The organism is Streptomyces sp. NPDC048671, from assembly GCF_055587045.1.
Map to the genome: position 1 here is coordinate 815,028 of NZ_JBVJHB010000001.1, position 13,681 is coordinate 828,708.

The window sequence follows — 13,681 nt, forward strand, 5'->3', positions numbered from 1 at the left end:
GTTACTCTCCCCGGCCATGACCGAGATAGTGACTGCCGCCGCCTCCGACGTCCCCGCGCTCGCCGCCGTACTCGCAAGTGCCTACGCCGAGGACCCCGTCTGGTCCTGGCTGATGCCGCACGACCGGGACCGGCGGCTGCGGCTCCTGTTCACCGCGCACCTCGCCCAGCAGGTCCCGGCGGGGCGGGTGTGGACCGACCGGGACCGCACGGTGGCGGCGGTGTGGGCGGAGCCCGGACAGTGGAAGCTCCCCACGAGCTACCTGATGCGCAACGCGGGCACGCTGCTGCGAGCCGGGCGGGCCCAGCTGCCCAGGACCGGACTGCGGTTGCTCGCGCTGGAGCACCGCCATCCGGCCGGCCCGGCGCACTGGTACGTCGAGTACATCGGCACCCACGCCGACGCGCGCGGGACGGGGCGCGGGTCGCGGGTGCTGGGCAGGCTGCTGGCGCAGGCGGACACGGACGGGCGGCCGGTGTTCCTGGAGTCGAGCAATCGCCGCAATCTGACGTTCTACGAGCGGCACGGCTTCGCCGTGCACGAGGAGATGGCGTTCCGGGCCGGGCCGCCGATGTGGTCGATGTGGCGTCGGGACGCCGGGCGGTAGACGCCGAGCGGCGGACGGGGACGGCGGTCGGTCGAGGGTCGGCAGCGGGCATCCGACATCCGGCAGCGGGCATCCGGCATCCGGCATCCGGCTTCAAATCGGTGGCAGCCACGCCTTGTTCCGGTGACACTTGCCTCCGTCCGAGCACATGTCATCGTGGCGGCGCGCCCCGGCGCGGCGGCTTGAGAGAAGGAGAAACGCGTGGCGACGTTCGTCCTCGTGCCCGGCGGCTGGCACGGCTCCTGGTCGTTCGAGACGGTGGTTCCGCTGCTGGAAAGCGCCGGTCACACCGTTCACGCCCTGACCCTGACCGGTCTGCGGCCGGACGACGACGACGCGACGGTCGCGACCGCCAACCTCGACACGCACGCCGACGACGTACTGCGGCTCCTCGATCGCACCCGCACCACCGGCGCGACGCTGGTCGGCCACAGCTACGGCGGGATGGTGACCGCTGCCGCCGCCGACCGCGCCGGCGGCCGGATCGCACGCCTGGTGCACCTCGACGCCTACGTACCGCGCGACGGCGAGTCGTGCTGGTCGTCGACGACCGAGCGCTACCGGGAGGCGTTCGCCGCCGGCGCCGCGAGCACCGGCTACGCCGTCCGGCCGCCGGACGGCATGGACTCCCGCACCCGCCCCCACCCCCTCGCCTCGTTCCTGCAGACGGTCCGGCTCACCGGCGCGCTCGACCGGGTCCCCCGCCGCGAGTTCGTCTACTGCTCGGGCTGGGAGGACCGGACGCCGTTCGCCGGACTCCGCACCCGGCTCCGGGCCGATCCCGGCTGGCGGGTCCACGACCTCCCCACCGGCCACGACGCCATGCGCGAGGACCCGGAGGCGGTCGCCGCGCTCCTGCTCGGCTGACGCGTCGCGCGGACAGCCGGACACGGAAGACGAAGAACAAGTTCAGACGGCGCTGAACTCCCACACCAGCACTTCCGACGCCGCCGCCCCCACCGCGAGCAGCTCAAGACCCGTTTCCCCGGTGATCCGTGCCGCGTCGCCCGCCGCCAGTTCCTCGTCACCGAGCCGCACCCCGCCCCGCACCACATGGACGTACACGCCGGGCGCGTCCGGCAGCGCCGTGCGCTCGCCCTCCCCCGGCCTGCGCACGTGGAGCATCGCGCCCGCCTCCGGGAGGGCGTACGGGGTGGAGTCCGCGATGCCGGGGACGGTCGTGTACGAGGGCTCGCCGCCCGTCTCCAGCGGTGCGAGCCACATCTGAAGGAAGGTCAGCGGGGCGTCCCCGTCGTTGCGTTCCACGTGCCGGACGCCGGCCGCCGCGCTGAGGTGCTGGACGTCCCCGGCCCGTACGACCGTGGCGTGGCCGGTGGAATCGCGGTGGGTCAGCTCGCCCTCCACCACCCAGGTCACGATCTCCGTGTGGCTGTGCGGGTGCTCGTCGAAGCCCGCGCCGGGGGCGAGGCGTTCCTCGTTGCAGGCCAGGACCGGGCCGAAGCGGAGGTTGTCCGGGTCGTAGAAGGTGCCGAAGGAGAAGGAGTGCCGGGACTCGATGCCGGCCGCCTCGTCCCCGCCCATGAAGCGGTCGCGCGAGCGACGTACGGAAATCACCCGCCCCACGGTAGCCCGCACCGCCGGACCAGGGCCCGGTCCGCCCGGCCACTACCCGGCGGTACGACCCGCGGACCGCCCCACCCCTCCGGGCAGCCGTCCGGATAGGGCAGTCTTGTGTCCGTGCCCCGACCCGATCCTGAGCAGCCCGCTGCGAACGACCCCCATCTCCATGCCGCGACCCTGAAACGGCTGGAGCAGTCCTCCGGACGGCTGGCCGCGAACGCGATCGCCCGCATGGACGAGTCACTGCCGTGGTACCGGGCCATGCCCCCGGAGAACCGGTCCTGGATCGGCCTGGTCGCCCAGGCCGGTATCGCCGCGTTCACCGAGTGGTTCCGGCATCCGGAGACCCCGCAGGCCATCTCGACCGACGTCTTCGGTACGGCTCCGCGCGAGCTGACCCGGGCGATCACGCTGCGGCAGACCGTCGAGATGGTCCGTACGACGATCGAGGTCATGGAGGCCGCGATCGACGAAGTCGCCGCGCCCGGCGACGAGTCGGTGCTGCGCGAGGCGCTGCTCGTCTACGCGCGGGAGATCGCCTTCGCGACCGCCCAGGTGTACGCCCAGGCCGCCGAGGCCCGGGGCGCCTGGGACGCCCGGCTCGAATCGCTCGTGGTGAACGCGGTGCTGTCCGGGGAGGCCGACGAGGGCGCCGTGTCCCGGGCCGCCGCGCTCGGCTGGAGCTCCCCCGAGCATGTCTGCGTGCTGCTCGGGACGGCTCCCGACGGCGACAGCGAGCTGACCGTGGAGGCGATCAGGCGGGCCGCCCGGCACGCCAAGCTCCAGGTGCTGACCGGGGTGCTCGGCAACCGCCTCGTCGTCATCGCGGGCGGCAGCGACAATCCGCTCCAGGTCGCCAAGGCGCTGATCGGTCCGTACGCGGCGGGGCCGGTCGTCGCCGGTCCCGTGGTGCCCGACCTGCTGGCGGCCACCCGGTCCGCACAGGCGGCGGCCGCCGGGCTCAAGGCGTGCGGTGCCTGGCAGGACGCCCCCCGGCCGGTGCTCGCGGACGATCTGCTGCCGGAGCGCGCGATGGCGGGAGACCCGGCCGCGCGGGACCAGTTGGTAGAGGAGATCTACAGACCGCTCGAAGAAGCGGGATCTGCCCTCCTGGAGACGCTGAGTGTGTATCTGGAACAGGCGAGCAGCCTCGAAGGAGCCGCCAGGATGCTCTTCGTCCACCCCAACACCGTGCGCTACCGGCTCCGACGTGTGACTGACGTCACCGGGTGGTCGCCGTCGGATGTCCGCTCGGCGTTCACGCTGCGGATCGCCCTCATCCTGGGGCGTCTGGCCGACAGAGATCTCCAGTCCTAGACTTTTGTCGGACTTCAACAATTCCCCATACGGTTCTTCGTCCCTGTCCCCACGGGTGTTCAGGACCGTTCACAAGAGAGAGTGTGAGGGTGCTCGTACTCGTCGCTCCCGGCCAAGGCGCTCAGACGCCCGGCTTCCTGACTCCCTGGCTCGACCTCCCCGGTGCCACCGACCGCATCGCGGCCTGGTCCGACGCCATCGGGCTCGACCTTGCCCACTACGGCACCAAGGCCGACGCGGACGAGATCCGCGACACCGCGGTGGCTCAGCCACTGCTGGTCGCCGCCGGTCTGCTGTCCGCTGCCGCACTCGACGCTTCACCGAGCGTCGTCGCAGGTCACAGCGTTGGTGAAATCACCGCAGCCGTGTTCGCCGGAGTAATCGGCGACGAGGCCGCCCTCCGTCTCGTACGCACCCGGGGGCTCGGCATGGCCGAGGCCGCGGCGGTCACCGAGACCGGCATGGCGGCCCTGCTCGGCGGAGACCCCGAGGTCACCATCGCGCACCTGGAGAAGCTCGGCCTGACCCCGGCGAACGTCAACGGGGCCGGTCAGATCGTCGCCGCCGGCACCGCCGCGCAGATCACCGCGCTCACCGAGGACAAGCCCGAGGGTGTGCGCCGCGTGGTGCCCCTGAAGGTCGCCGGCGCGTTCCACACGCACCACATGGCTCCCGCGGTCGAACGGCTCCGCGAGGCCGCCGCGACCCTGGAGGTCTCCGACCCGGCCGTGACATATGTCTCGAACGCCGACGGGAAGGCCGTCGCCACCGGCGCGGAGGTCATCTCCCGCCTGGTCGGCCAGGTCGCCAACCCGGTCCGCTGGGACCTGTGCATGGAGACCTTCAAGGAACTGGGCGTCACGGCACTGATCGAGGCCTGCCCCGGCGGCACGCTCACCGGTCTCGCCAAGCGTGCGCTGCCGGGCGTGCGGACCCTCGCGCTCAAGACCCCCGACGACCTCGACGCGGCCCGCGCGCTCATCGCTGAGCACGCGGGCGCCTAAGGAGCCCGAGAGCATGTCGAAGATCAAGCCCAGCCAGGGCGCCCCGTACGCACGGATCATGGGTGTCGGCGGCTACCGCCCGACCCGGGTCGTGCCGAACGAGGTGATCCTCGAAACGATCGACTCGTCCGACGAGTGGATCCGCTCACGGTCCGGGATCGCCACCCGCCACTGGGCCTCCGACGAGGAGACCGTGGCCGCGATGTCCGTCGAGGCGTCCGGCAAGGCCATCGCCGATGCCGGGATCACCCCGTCGCAGATCGGCGCGGTCATCGTCTCCACCGTGTCCCACTTCAAGCAGACCCCGGCCATCGCCACCGAGATCGCCCACAAGGTCGGCGCGGGCAAGCCCGCCGCCTTCGACATCTCGGCCGGCTGCGCGGGCTTCGGCTACGGTCTGACCCTCGCCAAGGGCATGATCGTCGAGGGCTCCGCGGAGTACGTGCTCGTGATCGGCGTGGAGCGGCTGAGCGACCTCACCGACCTGAACGACCGCGCGACGGCGTTCCTGTTCGGCGACGGAGCCGGTGCCGTCATCGTCGGCCCGTCCAAGGTGCCCGCCATCGGCCCCACGGTGTGGGGCTCCGAGGGCGACAAGTCCGACACGATCAAGCAGACCGTGGCGTGGGACACCTTCCACGCCGAGCGTCCGGAGAAGTTCCCGGCCATCACGCAGGAGGGCCAGGCGGTCTTCCGCTGGGCCGTCTTCGAGATGGCGAAGGTCGCCCAGCAGGCGCTGGACGCGGCCGGGATCGCCCCGGAAGACCTGGACGTCTTCATTCCGCACCAGGCGAACATGCGGATCATCGACTCGATGGTGAAGACCTTGAAGCTGCCGGAGCACGTCACGGTCGCCCGTGACGTGGAGACCACCGGCAACACCTCCGCCGCCTCGATTCCGCTCGCTATGGAGCGGCTTCTGGCGACCGGTCAGGCGAAGAGCGGCGACACCGCGCTCGTCATCGGCTTCGGGGCGGGTCTCGTCTACGCCGCGACGGTCGTTACCCTCCCCTAGGCACACCGGGTCTTTTCGGCCCGGACACCCGAACCCAGCAGATATACACCGAAGGAGCGCCAACATGGCCGCCACGCAGGAAGAGATCCTCGAAGGTCTCGCCGAGATCGTCAATGAGATCGCCGGTATCCCGGTCGAGGACGTCCAGCTGGACAAGTCCTTCACCGATGACCTGGACGTCGACTCGCTGTCCATGGTCGAGGTCGTCGTCGCCGCCGAGGAGCGCTTCGAGGTCAAGATCCCGGACGAGGACGTCAAGAACCTCAAGACGGTCGGCGACGCCGCCGACTACATCCTCAAGCACCAGGCCTGATCCAGCCGGTTCGTGTGTCGCCACCCGGCGGTGGCGCCTCTGATTCACGACCCCCTACACGTGGAGAAGATTTTCCAGTGAACTCGACCAATCGCACCGTGGTCGTCACCGGTATCGGCGCAACCACTCCGCTGGGTGGCGATTCCGCATCGACCTGGGAAGGTCTGATGGCCGGCCGTTCCGGCGTCAAGCCTCTTGTGGGCGAACGTTTCGCCGAACTGCCTGTCCGGATCGCGGCCCTCGCGGCCGTCGACCCGGGGGACGTCCTGCCCCGCCCGCTCGCCCGCAAGCTGGACCGCTCGGCGCAGTTCGCGCTGATCGCGGCCCGTGAGGCATGGGCGGACGCGGGCTTCACCGGCAAGGCCGGTGAGGACGAGAAGATCCAGCCCGAGCGGCTGGGCTCGGTCATCGCCTCCGGTATCGGCGGCGTGATCACCCTGCTCGACCAGTACGACGTGCTGAAGGAGAAGGGCGTACGCCGCGTCTCCCCGCACACCGTGCCCATGCTCATGCCCAACGGTCCGGCCGCCAACGTCGGTATCGAGGTGAACGCCCAGGCGGGCGTCCACACCCCGGTCTCCGCCTGTGCGTCGGGCGCCGAGGCGATCGGGTACGCCGTCGAGATGATCCGCACCGGCCGCGCCGATGTGGTCCTCGCCGGTGGCACCGAGGCGGCCATCCACCCGCTGCCGATCGCCGCGTTCGCCAACATGATGGCGATGTCCAAGAGCAACGACGAGCCCGAGAAGGCCTCGCGCCCGTACGACACCGGCCGTGACGGATTCGTCCTCGGCGAGGGCGCCGGTGTCGTCGTCCTGGAGTCCGCGGAGCACGCCGCCGCGCGTGGCGCCCGGGTCTACGCCGAGGTGCTGGGCCAGGGGCTGTCCGCGGACGCCCACCACATCGCGCAGCCCGAGCCGACCGGGCGCGGTATCGCCGCGGCGATGCAGAACCTGCTGGACCAGACGGACCTGAAGCCGTCCGAGGTCGTGCACCTCAACGCGCACGCGACGTCCACGCCGCAGGGCGATGTCGCGGAGCTGAAGGCGCTGCGCAAGATCCTGGGCGACGACCTGGACCATGTCGCGATCTCCGCGACGAAGTCGATGACCGGTCACCTGCTCGGCGGCGCGGGCGGCATCGAGACCGTCGCGACGGTCCTGGCGCTGCACCACCGGATGGCTCCGCCGACCATCAACATCGAGAACCTCGACGACGCGGTCGAGGCGGACATCGTGCGGGACGCTCCGCGGGCGTTGCCCGAGGGGTCGATCGCGGCGATCAACAACTCGTTCGGGTTCGGCGGGCACAACGTGGTGCTGGCGTTCCGTAGCGTGTGATCTTTTTCTCGCTGTACGCGTGAAGCCCGCTTCCCCCGTGGGGGGAGGCGGGCTTCATCCGTGGCCCGGGCCTTTCGGGGGCGCTGCCCCCGGACCCCCGCTCCTCAATCGCCGGAGAGGCTTGAATTGGCCGGCCATCTCCAGCCCCGCCGGCGATTGAGGCGCGGGGTCCGGGGCAGCGCCCCGGGTCACACCACCTGGTGGAGCCACCTCACCGGCGCGCCCTCGCCCGCGTGGCGGAAGGACTCCAGTTCGTCGTCCCACGGCTTGCCCAGGAGCTTGGCGATCTCCGCCTCAAGGTCCGACTCCCCCCGCACCGACCGCCCCAGCGCGGCCCGCAGCCGGTCCTCGGGGATCAGGATGTCGCCGTGCATGCCGGTGACCGCGTGGAAGATGCCCAGCTCGGGCGTGGAGCTGTAGCGCTCGCCCTCCGCGGTGGGCGACGGCTCCGCCGTCACCTCGAAGCGCAGCAGATCCCAGCCGCGCAACGCGGAAGCGAGCTTGGACGCCGTGCCCGGCCGGGCCTGCCAGGAGAATTCGGACCGCCAGGTGCCGGGCGCGGCCGGCTGTCTGATCCAGTCGAGCTGGACCCGCACACCGAGGACACCCGCCACCGCCCATTCGACGTGTGGGCAGAGCGCGCGCGGTGCGGAGTGAACGTACAGAACTCCACGTGTCGTCACCGGGACCTCCAGTGTGGGACGAGGTTCGCCTTCCCCAGCGGCCTCGCGCCCGTAACGTCTCTTTCCAGCCGCTTCCCGAGGTTGTCATCAGTAAACAGCATCGGGAGTTAATCTCCGGAAAAGGGACAGTATGTGACGTGAGGTGATGTTCGGAAGCCACCCGAGTGGAGCCGGACGGTTGACAGAGCCACTGGTTCGACGGGGAAAAGCTACCGTGCTGCGGCGTCCGAGGTGTGACGTACCGTCGGTCCTGGGCCCATGATTCGCGCCGCGTTCGCCCAGCGGGGCGCGCGGGCCCGCCGACCGGTGCCAAGAGGGATTGCCGGAGGCATGGAACAGGAGGGGACCAGGGGATGCCGGATCGCGCCGTACGGCACCGCTCGCGCACCGCACTGGCCGCGCTGGCCGCGTTGTCGTGTCTCGGTACGGCCGCGCTGGCCGGCTGCGACTCCGGGTCGGACAGCACGACGAAGGGCGCGGCGGCCGGACACCCCTCCCCGGCGGCGGCCCCCCTCTGGGACCGCAGCCCGAAATCGATCGCGGCGGTCGGGGACTCCATCACGCGCGGGTTCGACGCCTGCTCGGTGCTGGCGGACTGTCCCGAGGCCTCCTGGTCGACCGGCTCCGACACCAAGGTGAACAGCCTCGCGGTGCGGCTGCTCGGCGCCTCCGGCGCGGCGGACCGCAGCTGGAACCACGCGGAGACGGGGGCCCGGATCGCCCAGTTGCCCGAGCAGATGGCGCTGGCCGCGAAGGAGGACCCCGATCTGGTGACGGTGATGATCGGCGCCAACGACGCCTGCCGGGACTCGGTGCGGGTCATGACACCGGTGGCCGATTTCCGTGCGTCGTTCGAGGCCTCGATGCGGCAGCTGCGCAGCGCCGCGCCGAAGACGCAGGTGTACGTGTCGAGCGTGCCGGACCTGAAGCGGCTCTGGTCGACGGGGCGCGGCAACCAGCTGGGCAAGCAGATCTGGAAGCTCGGGATCTGCAAGTCGATGCTGGCCGACGCGGACGACATGAGCGCCTCGGCGGTGGCCCGGCGCTCGGCGGTCCAGGAGCGCGTGGTGGAGTACAACGGGGTGCTGGGCGAGGTGTGCGCGAAGGATGTGCGCTGCCGTTACGACGGCGGGGCGGTCTTCGACTACCGGTTCACCGGCAAGCAGCTCAGCCAGTGGGACTGGTTCCACCCGGGGCGCAACGGGCAGGCCAGGCTGGCCGAGATCGCGTACCGCAATGTCACGGCGGTCCGCCCCCCGGCGTGAGGCCCGGCCGGTAGAGTTCGTGATCATGGACACGGGTTCGAGAACGGCGCTGCGTACGGAAGACTTCGGCACCCTCGGGGACGGCACGACCGTGCACCGCTGGACGCTGGAGCGCGGCGGCACGCGGGTGCGCGTGCTGACGTACGGCGGCGTCGTGCAGTCGGTCGAGGTGCCGGACCGCGACGGCACGCGGACCGGTGTGGCGCTCGGGCTGCCGGACCTCGCCTCGTACCTGAAGTACACCGGGCCCTACTTCGGCGCCGTGGTCGGGCGGTACGCGAACCGGATCGGCGGCGCGGCCTTCGAGCTCGACGGACGGACCTGCCACCTCACGCGCAACGAGGGGCGCAACCACGTGCACGGCGGGGCCCGCGGCTTCGACAAGCGCGTGTGGGACGCGCGGGAGATCGCGGACGGGCTGGAGCTGTCCCTGGTCTCGGCGGCCGGCGAGGAGGGTTTCCCGGGGCGGCTTGAGGTCTCGGTGGCGTACACGCTGGACGAGGACGGGGCGCTGCGGATCACCTACCGGGCGACGACGGACGCGCCGACCGTGGTGAACCTGACGAACCACACGTACTGGAACCTGGCGGGCGCCGACAACGGCAGCGCGCTCGGCCAGCGGCTGCGGATCGCGGCCGGGCGGATCACTCCGGCCGACGCGGAGTCGCTGCCGACTGGTGAGTTCCGGCCGGTGGACGGGACCCGGTTCGACTTCCGGGAGCCGCGGCCGGTGTCCAAGGAGTACGACCACAACTACGTGCTGGACGAGGGCGTGGCGGGTCCGGTGGCCGAGCTGTACGACGAGGTGTCGGGACGTGTGCTGACCGTCACGACCACGGAGCCCGGTCTCCAGCTCTACACGGCGGACCACTTCGACGGGGAGCCGTTCGGGCCGTGCGCCGGAATCGCGCTGGAGACCCAGCACTTCCCCGACTCCCCGAACCGGCCGGAGTTCCCGAGCACGGTGCTGCGGCCGGGCGAGGAGTACGTGTCGACGACGGTGTACGGGTTCCCGGCGCCGCGCTGAGACGGAGACGGACGCGGACGCGAGACGCGAGACGGTACGGGGAAGGGCCCCGGAGCGGGGTCAGGGACCGCTCCGGGGCTCTTCCGTACCTGGGGGCGGGTTACGCCGTGGTCTCCACCCGCTTGATCTCCACGGGCTCGATCTCCACGGGCGCCGTCAGGCGTACGTCGTCGAGCGAGTGGGCCGCCTGGACCTCGTACGTGCCGGGCACGACGGTCCAGCCGTACGCCGTCTCGTCCCAGATCTCGTACGCGCGCCGCTCCAGCGGCACCGTCACCTCGGCGCTCTGTCCGGGGGCCGCCTCGACGCGGCCGAAGCCGGCGAGCACCCTGGCCGGGCGTTCGACGGTGTCGCCGCGCGGGGCCAGGTAGAACTGGACGGTCTCGGCGCCCGGCCGGGTGCCGGTGTTGGTGACGCGGACGGTCGCGGCGTCCTCGGTGACGGTGAGGGCCTCGTACGTCCAGCTGGTGTAGCCGAGTCCGTGGCCGAAGGGGTACGCCGGTGCGGTGCCGGCCTTCTCCCAGGCCCGGTAGCCGATGAAGACGCCCTCGTCGTAGTGGAGTTCGCCGTCGGTGGGGGTGGTGGCCGCGACGGGCGCGTCGGCGAGGACGGCGGGCCAGGTGGTGGGCAGCCGGCCGCCCGGTTCGGCGGCGCCGAGCAGGACATCGGCGAGCGCCGCGCCGCCCTCCTGCCCGGGGAACCAGCTGAGCAGCACCGCGGCGACGTCCTCGCGCCACGGAAGCTCCACCGGGGAGCCGGAGTTGACGACCACGACGGTGTTCGGGTTGACGGCGGCGACGGCCCGGACCAGGTCGTCCTGGTGGCCGGGGAGCCGCAGACCGGTGCGGTCGAAGCCCTCGGACTCGACGCGTTCGGTGGTGCCGACGACGACGATCGCGGTGTCCGCGGCGCGGGCGGCCTCGACGGCCTCCGCGATCAGCTCGCCGGGGTCGCGGCGCGGGCCGAGGTGGCAGAGGGAGAACGAGACGCCGGGGATCGGTGAGTCGGCGCCGAGGGTCTCGGGGAGCTGCCGGAGGGAGACCTCGACGGGTTCGCCCGCGGTGAGCGTGACCCGGCCGCGCTCCTGGGGGGTGCCGAAGAACGCCTCGCCCGGGTCGGCGGAGCCGCTGACGCGGTGCACCTCGTCGTAGAGCGCCGTGCCGGCGACGGTGAGGGTCAGTGCTCCGGTACCGCGGGTGCCGAAGACGTGCTCGCCGCTGTCGCGCGGGGTGAAGGTGCCGGTGATCTCGACGCTGTGCAGCGTCTCGTGGGTCACGCCCGCGGGCAGGTCGGTGCCGATCCACTGGATGGTACCGGTGTGCAGCGGGGCCGATCCGATGACCGTTCCCGCCGCGTCGCGGCAGACCGCCTTGAGGGTGAAACCCTTGTCGGCCGGGGCGAGTTCGTCGTTCGGGTCGGCGCCCGTCCGGTAGTCGAGCACATCCTCGGGGAGCGCCGCGAGCAGGCCGTCGAGCGGGGAGACGATGTGGTGCGGGAAGACCTGTGCGGAGCCGCCGCCGAGCACCCGGGCGTCGCGGGCCAGGGCGCCGCTGAGCGCGATCCGGCGGACGGCGGACGGGTCGACGGGGAGCGCGCCGCGTTCGTTGCGCAGCAGGACGAAGGAGCGGCGGGCGATCTCGCGGGCCAGCGCGTCCCCGTCGACGGCGGCCGGGCGGTCGGCCTCCGCGACCACGGGCGGGGCGCCGTCCAGCACGCCGACGCGGGCGGCGAGCCGCAGTACGTTGCGCACCGCCGTGTCGAGGACGGACTCCGCGACCTCACCGGCCCGCACCGCGGCGGCGAGCGCCGCCCCGTACACCGTCCTCGGGCCGGGCATCGCGACGTCGAGCCCGCCGGTGACGGCCGCGACGGTGGAGCGGGCGGCCAGCCAGTCGGAGACGATGAAGCCGTCGAAGCCCCATTCGCCGCGCAGCACCTCGTTCTGGAGGTAGCGGTGCTCGGTCATCGTGGAGCCGTTGACCTGGTTGTAGGCGGCCATGATGCCCCACGGGTGGGCGTTGGTGACGATCCGCTCGAAGGGGGCGAGGTAGAGCTCGCGCAGGGCGCGGGGGCCGACGATGTTGTCGACGGTGAAGCGGTCGGTCTCGGCGTCGTTGGCGACGAAGTGCTTGACGGTCGTGCCGACCCCGCCCTCCTGCACCCCGCGCACATAGCCGGTGCCGATCTCCCCGGTGAGGTACGGGTCCTCGCTGTACGCCTCGAAGTGCCGCCCGCCCAGCGGGGACCGGTGCAGGTTCACGGTCGGCGCGAGCAGTACGTGGACCCCCTTGCGGCGGGCCTCCTGCGCGAGGAGGTGTCCGGCGCGGCGGGCCAGGGCGGGGTCCCAGGTCGCGGCGAGGGCGGTGGGCGAGGGCAGTGCGACAGACGGGTCGTCGGCGCTCCAGCTGACGCCGCGCACCCCGATCGGCCCGTCCGACATGACCAGGGACCGCAGTCCGACGGCGGGGAGCGCGGGCAGCGACCACATGTCCTGCCCGGCGAGCAGCCGGGCCCTGTCGTCGAGTCCGAGTGCGGCCAGGGCCGTTTCGGCGGCGGCCTCGCGGGCCGCCTCGGGGTGCGTGGGTGTGGTCGCATCTGCCACGGCCGTACCTCCTCGTCGAGATGCTCTGCCGGATGTCTTCATAGTGACCCCTGACCGGTAGGACGGTAGGGTTCGTTATCACTACGTAACATACAGGCATGACGTACCGTCCTGGAAGCGGACCGAAAGAGGGTCGGCAAAGGACCGGAAGAGGATCGAAGGTGGACCGGAAGAGGGCTGGAAGGGGCCGGGAGACGGTGCGGGCCAGGAGCGTGGAGCGGCGGGCGGAGATTCTCCGCGCCACCCTGGAGGTGATAGCCGAACGCGGCTACCGGGGCGCCACCCTGGGCGCGGTCGCGGAGCGGGTCGGCCTGAGCCAGCAGGGGCTGCTGCACTACTTCCCCACCAAGGAGGCGATGCTCGTCGCCGTCCTGGAGGAGCGCGACCAGTGGGACACCGGCGGCGGTCCCCGCAGTGACGGCGGCTGGCGGACCGAACTGCTCGGCTCGCTCGTCGAGTACAACGCGATGCGCCCCGGCGTCGTCCAGACCTTCTCGGCGCTGCTCGGTGAGAGCGTCACGGAGGAGCACCCGGCGCGGGAGTTCTTCACCCACCGCTACACCCAGGTCCGGGCGAGCATGGCGGCGATGCTGCGCGCCGAGTTCGGTGAGCGGCTGCCGGGCGGGCTCACGCCGGAGCGCGCCGCGCCGCTCCTGGTCGCGACGATGGACGGGTTGCAGTACCAGTGGCTGCTGGACCCGGACGCGGTGGACATGCCCGCCGCGTTCCAGGACTTCATCCGGCTGCTGCGGCCCGACACCGCGCAGGCCGCGCGGCCGGACGCCTCCGACGCGGACCGAGATCCCGCCCACGGGTGACATGAGCTGCGACTACACCGATATAGGACAAGATCGCTAAGCGTCACCTGCGGGTGATTTCCGGGCTATTTTCGGGTGGTCTACGCGCGTCCGTGCACGTGCGCCCCGT

Annotated in this window: 13 protein-coding genes; 10 read left to right on the forward strand and 3 right to left on the reverse strand. The window is 71.7% G+C overall.

Annotated features, from left to right (window positions below; genetic code table 11):
* Positions 1-16: 16 nt before the first annotated feature.
* Positions 17-607 (forward strand): GNAT family N-acetyltransferase, encoded by a 591-nt coding sequence (locus ACZ6S6_RS03770; protein WP_362958577.1) that lies wholly within the window; start codon positions 17-19, stop codon positions 605-607.
* Between the two features lie 201 nt (positions 608-808).
* Complete coding sequence (locus tag ACZ6S6_RS03775; protein WP_469703639.1) at positions 809-1,474, forward strand: alpha/beta fold hydrolase; 666 nt, start codon at positions 809-811, stop codon at positions 1,472-1,474.
* Between the two features lie 42 nt (positions 1,475-1,516).
* On the opposite strand, the gene ACZ6S6_RS03780 is transcribed toward ACZ6S6_RS03775, so the two are convergent.
* Positions 1,517-2,182 carry a pirin family protein gene (locus ACZ6S6_RS03780; protein ID WP_469703641.1) on the reverse strand — a complete coding sequence of 222 codons (666 nt, stop codon included), beginning with the start codon at positions 2,180-2,182 and terminating at the stop codon, positions 1,517-1,519.
* A 123-nt stretch (positions 2,183-2,305) separates the two neighbouring features.
* Between ACZ6S6_RS03780 and ACZ6S6_RS03785 the strand changes: the two genes are divergently transcribed.
* The 5 genes from ACZ6S6_RS03785 (at position 2,306) to fabF (ending at position 7,177) form a co-directional block, all read left to right on the forward strand.
* Positions 2,306-3,505 (forward strand): PucR family transcriptional regulator, encoded by a 1,200-nt coding sequence (locus ACZ6S6_RS03785; RefSeq protein WP_362958568.1) that lies wholly within the window; start codon positions 2,306-2,308, stop codon positions 3,503-3,505.
* An 89-nt stretch (positions 3,506-3,594) separates the two neighbouring features.
* On the forward strand, positions 3,595-4,509 hold the full coding sequence (locus ACZ6S6_RS03790) for an ACP S-malonyltransferase (RefSeq protein WP_469703644.1): 915 nt from the start codon (positions 3,595-3,597) through the stop codon (positions 4,507-4,509).
* A gap of 13 nt (positions 4,510-4,522) precedes the next feature.
* Positions 4,523-5,524: a ketoacyl-ACP synthase III gene (locus ACZ6S6_RS03795; RefSeq protein ID WP_362958565.1), complete on the forward strand. Its 1,002-nt coding sequence runs from the start codon at positions 4,523-4,525 to the stop codon at positions 5,522-5,524.
* 64 nt (positions 5,525-5,588) lie between these two features.
* Complete coding sequence (locus ACZ6S6_RS03800; protein ID WP_362958562.1) at positions 5,589-5,837, forward strand: acyl carrier protein; 249 nt, start codon at positions 5,589-5,591, stop codon at positions 5,835-5,837.
* A 77-nt stretch (positions 5,838-5,914) separates the two neighbouring features.
* Positions 5,915-7,177: a beta-ketoacyl-ACP synthase II gene (gene fabF / locus ACZ6S6_RS03805; RefSeq protein WP_362958559.1), complete on the forward strand. Its 1,263-nt coding sequence runs from the start codon at positions 5,915-5,917 to the stop codon at positions 7,175-7,177.
* 188 nt (positions 7,178-7,365) lie between these two features.
* On the opposite strand, the gene ACZ6S6_RS03810 is transcribed toward fabF, so the two are convergent.
* Positions 7,366-7,860, reverse strand: a complete 495-nt coding sequence (locus ACZ6S6_RS03810) for a DUF3145 domain-containing protein (RefSeq protein ID WP_362958556.1) — start codon at positions 7,858-7,860, stop codon at positions 7,366-7,368.
* Between the two features lie 353 nt (positions 7,861-8,213).
* Between ACZ6S6_RS03810 and ACZ6S6_RS03815 the strand changes: the two genes are divergently transcribed.
* Both ACZ6S6_RS03815 and ACZ6S6_RS03820 read left to right on the forward strand, forming a co-directional pair.
* The gene (locus ACZ6S6_RS03815; protein WP_469703649.1) at positions 8,214-9,125 is read left to right on the forward strand and encodes an SGNH/GDSL hydrolase family protein; all 912 of its coding nucleotides are present in this window, start codon (positions 8,214-8,216) and stop codon (positions 9,123-9,125) included.
* A 25-nt stretch (positions 9,126-9,150) separates the two neighbouring features.
* Positions 9,151-10,152, forward strand: a complete 1,002-nt coding sequence (locus ACZ6S6_RS03820) for an aldose epimerase family protein (RefSeq protein ID WP_469703651.1) — start codon at positions 9,151-9,153, stop codon at positions 10,150-10,152.
* 100 nt (positions 10,153-10,252) lie between these two features.
* Here ACZ6S6_RS03820 and ACZ6S6_RS03825 read toward each other — a convergent pair whose 3' ends face one another.
* Positions 10,253-12,754 carry a beta-glucosidase gene (locus ACZ6S6_RS03825; RefSeq protein WP_469703653.1) on the reverse strand — a complete coding sequence of 834 codons (2,502 nt, stop codon included), beginning with the start codon at positions 12,752-12,754 and terminating at the stop codon, positions 10,253-10,255.
* Positions 12,755-12,915: 161 nt separating this feature from the next.
* Between ACZ6S6_RS03825 and ACZ6S6_RS03830 the strand changes: the two genes are divergently transcribed.
* Entirely contained in the window at positions 12,916-13,572 is a 657-nt protein-coding gene (locus ACZ6S6_RS03830) for a TetR/AcrR family transcriptional regulator (RefSeq protein WP_362958545.1), read from the forward strand.
* The last annotated feature ends 109 nt before the right edge of the window (positions 13,573-13,681 follow it).

Excerpts from the sequence above, each read along its gene's own strand:
- ACZ6S6_RS03820 (WP_469703651.1), top strand. The coding sequence starts at position 9,151 with ATGGACACGGGTTCGAGAACGGCGCTGCGTACGGAAGACTTCGGCACC.
- ACZ6S6_RS03815 (WP_469703649.1), top strand. The coding sequence starts at position 8,214 with ATGCCGGATCGCGCCGTACGGCACCGCTCGCGCACCGCACTGGCCGCG.
- ACZ6S6_RS03770 (WP_362958577.1), top strand. The coding sequence starts at position 17 with ATGACCGAGATAGTGACTGCCGCCGCCTCCGACGTCCCCGCGCTCGCC.
- ACZ6S6_RS03800 (WP_362958562.1), top strand. The coding sequence starts at position 5,589 with ATGGCCGCCACGCAGGAAGAGATCCTCGAAGGTCTCGCCGAGATCGTC.
- ACZ6S6_RS03795 (WP_362958565.1), top strand. The coding sequence starts at position 4,523 with ATGTCGAAGATCAAGCCCAGCCAGGGCGCCCCGTACGCACGGATCATG.